The following is a 4,076-nucleotide window of genomic DNA, read 5'->3' as shown; positions in this document are numbered from 1 at the left end:
GGACGGCGCGGCGATAATCTCCGTCACCAGCCAGACCGCCGGAGCCAGTACGGTCACTGCCAGCATCAGCAACAGCAGTCTGAGTCAGAATGTGACATTTATCCCGGATGTCAGCACCGCGAGGATCGCGGATCTGGTGGTTATTAAGGACGGCTCAGTGGCTGACGGCGCAATGGCGAACACGCTGCGGGTGAAGGTCACCGATGCATTCGGTAATACGCTTGCCGGGCAGACAGTCAGCGTGTTGGCGGACAACGGTGCAACGGTTGCCCCGACGGTCACCACGCAGCCGGACGGCACGGTGGAGATCAGTGTCACCAGCCAGACGGCGGGCACCAGTGCGGTCACCGCCAGCATCAACAGCAGCAGCCTGAGCCAGAACGTCACCTTTGTACCGGGTGATGCATCGCAGCTCACTTCAACCGTTGAAACAAATAAGTCGAACTATACGGTTGGAGAGACAATCACCATCACGGTAACGCTCCGGGATGCGTTCGATAATCTGGTAACCGGTGCAGCTTCACAGTTAGCCGCTAATGGTGTGCTTACGGTGGCTGGCACCGACCCGTCAGAAACGGGAAGCTGGGTTGAATCAGGTGGCGTGTATACCACAACCCGTATGGCGACGATTGCCAGTACCAATCAGCACGCCAACCTGCAATTGCAGACGTGGAGTGATGGTGTAACGTCAGATCGCTATGACATACAGTCCGGTTCTCCGGCGCAAGCTACATCAACTATCGCCACGGATAAAAACGCATACACCGCTGGCGACACTATAACCGTCGCCGTGACGCTGAAAGACGCGCACGGTAACCTGGTTGAAGGGGGCGAGTCCTTACTGTCTGGTGATAACGTAATAGTGGAAGGAGCCGTACGTTCAGGAGGATGGTCTGAAACCGCCGGTGTTTATACTGCTACATGGTCGGCGCAAATGGCAGGAGACTCTCACCACGCGACGTTGACTTTGCCTGAGTGGGGCAGCAGTAAACAATCAGAGAGTTATTCCATCCATAGTGGCGCTCCGGTGCAAACAAATTCAGCCATCAGGACAGATAAAACGACATATATCGCCGGGGAGTCATTAACTGTCACAGTAACGTTGCGGGATGAGTTTGGTAACCCGGCTTTAGGGCTGACATCAGGAGTTATCGAATCATATATCGATAATTTTACGGTGGGCGGCGCAGTCCCCGATTCGATGCAATGGGTCGAACAGAATAATGGTGAATATACCATGATCTGGACAGCATGGTTTGCCGAGAAAAATTTGGTTGCCAGTCTGAAATTAAAAACATGGGCAACGGAGATTAATTCCGCGCTATACGGGATACAACCAGGTGCAGCAGCAAAAACTCAGTCCACGATTATCACGGACAAAACGGTATATATCGCTGGGGAGAGCATAACGGTGACTGTTGTACTTAGTGATGCTCAGGGTAACTTTATTACTGATGGTGTCGCTCAGCTTAATGAGGAAAACGTAAAAGTCAGGAATGCAGATCCTATCCAGGGTAATAATTGGATATACAACGGCAATGGGCAATATCAAAGACAGTATATGGCGCATTTCGCGGAAGTGTATTTGAATGCACAACTGAAGATGGTTGGTTGGAGCGATGCCAATTATTCAAATAATTATACTATTAAACCGGGTGAAGCGAGTCCGCATGGTTCACAGCTTCGTATAAGAGATGATGTTGTGGTTGTTGGGGCGGATTTACCTGTCAGTGTTTTATTAGCTGATGATTTTGGTAACCCGTTGGATAACGGTCTGGATTTGCTGGATAATGCAGTGTACTTACAAAATGTGGAGAAGAAAGAAGGGGCTAAATGGATATATTTGGGTGATGGCATATATGAGCGTACCTATATGGCCTACAAAGAAGGAGAGAACTTAAATTCATTTCTGCAGATTAACGGTTGGCGTGTAAACGGGCAACCTTCCTATACCATCCTTCCTTTTGTAGTAGTCGATTCTCTGAGTGTGAATGGTGCAATATTCAGGGCGATAGATGGTTTTCCTGAAACAGGATTTGATGGGGCTAAATTCACCTTAGTATTAACCCATAATATGAAGAATACAGATTATGATTGGACGGCAGGCATCTATGGTATTAATGTTAACAATAATGGAGAAGTCACAATAAGTCTGCCCCTAAATAGTGAAATCACTATTACCGGGAAACCAAAAGACGGTAAAGGGAATAATGTTGTATTCAAATTCAAGATGAAAAAATGGTTTACTAGTTTAGGTGCTGCCAGTAATAACACTTGGGATATTATAAATGCATCATGCAATAGCTATGGACAAGTGGCGTCATCTTTAGAATTAGCGCAGCGACCAAGTAGTGGTGTAGTTCCACGAAAAGTAGGTACGTTGTGGGGAGAATATGGTAATTTGAAAGCTTATGGCAGTACATTTAGCAGTACGGATTACTGGACAAGTACTGTACTTATAGGGGTTCACGAGAAATTCAATCCTGAAACTGGTATATCAACACCAGGATCAGGAAAGTCTTCTGGTTTGTGTGTGAGATATTTTTAACGAAATAACTACTAAATTGCCCTGCATCAGCAGGGCAATTTCTCTTCGTTCTTACGCAGAAGTACGCATCGCACTGATAGTATTAAATTCATTTTTTACATTGAGCAAACGAGGGTCGTGAAGCAAAACATTTGACCATAAATCATTGTCTTTAACTAATTGTTGCCAGCGCTTTTCATATTCTTTCTTACCATAAACAGTGTAAATTAACGGCAAGATCACACCATTGATTTTGTTAGTGTTAATATTTGCCAGTAACTTCATAATGTCATTTTTTATAGATGCGCCATAGATCAGAAACTTCGTATAAAGCGAGTTAACACAGCTGTAATCAAGACCATGTTCAGGCTCAAGTTTAAGCAATAAACTTTTGGCTTTGTCATTATGTCCTTTCAGTGCCATGAACATAGCCAGAATAGAGGTAATAATTGGATTATTACAGGTGTTTTGACTGTTAAGATTTAATGCAAAAGATATCGCGTTATCGAGGGGGGATGTGTAATAAAGTATAATTAATTTAAGAATGCTTATGCCCATTTTATTGGGTTCAAGAGCAATGCTTTTTTCTATTAGATTAAATGCTCTTGCAAGGTCACCGTTCAAAAAGCATAGCAGAGACTGATAATAATAAACGTCTGGCGAATTAGGTTTGAGTAAATGTGCTTGCTTAAATAGCACATTAGACACTGAATGTTCATCTTTTAGCCCACTGATTAAACCCAGTAAACCCAATGCCTGAGAATTTGAAGGGTTAATTTCAAGAGCCTTTTCAATGGAGGTTACTGCCGTAGTTATTGCTTGTTTTTGTTCACTGAGTCCAAGGAGTGCTAATGATATATGGCATTCCGCCAGGCAACAGTAGGGCAAGGTATTTTGCGGTTGCGTACTCACACAATCTCTAAATATTACTAATGCTCGTTTCAAACTCTCTGGTGTATAACGATACATTTCCATTCTGCCATTCATATACATAACAGCAGAATCCAGAGATGGCATTTGTTGTGTATTAATAGATTTAAAATTAATATTGGGTATTTTTTCAATAAGAATATTAATTACTTGTGATAATAATACGGAAAGAGGATTGTCGGGGTTAAAATCAATACTTTGATGATCAATCAACTTATGCGTTCTGGCATGAATTAATTCAATAAATAAACGCCAGTTTTTACCATAGTGAACGACCTGACCCATAATGTAATATTCTGGGCCTGTTTTATTAATAAACTGATGGATAGTAGAAAAATCGCTTGCCTCATTCGTTACCGAGGCAGGTAAAATATCTAAACCACAAAAAGCATATTTTGAAAGGCCCTGCACAAGTTCGTAATGCAGTTTTAGAACATTGATCGAACCTTCAGTACGAAATGGAAAAACAGCAAGAGTGGTAGTCGACTTTACCGGTTCATTATCGGTTACAATCACAATGGGTACAGTAAAACGGTATCCACGACCATAGACCGTTTCGATATACTTACACTGTTTATTCTCATGCAAAAGTTTGCGCAATGCATAAATACACCGTGTT

At 43.1% G+C, this 4,076-nt stretch carries 2 protein-coding genes; one reads left to right on the top strand and one right to left on the bottom strand.

Annotation, left to right across the window (positions count from 1 at the left end):
• Nucleotides 1-2,548: invasin domain 3-containing protein (locus ATB02_RS25215; RefSeq protein WP_241957649.1), on the top strand; the 2,548-nt coding region annotated here is incomplete at its 5' end.
• A gap of 51 nt (nucleotides 2,549-2,599) precedes the next feature.
• On the opposite strand, the gene eilA is transcribed toward ATB02_RS25215, so the two are convergent.
• Nucleotides 2,600-4,076 (bottom strand): HilA family transcriptional regulator EilA (gene eilA, locus ATB02_RS25210; protein WP_105272380.1); only part of this gene is annotated, 1,477 nt, incomplete at its 5' end.

The organism is Escherichia sp. MOD1-EC5189, from assembly GCF_002966045.1.
GTDB lineage: Bacteria > Pseudomonadota > Gammaproteobacteria > Enterobacterales > Enterobacteriaceae > Escherichia > Escherichia coli_F.
Note: the sequence above shows the minus strand (reverse complement) of the source record. Positions and strands in the feature narration are given on the sequence as shown.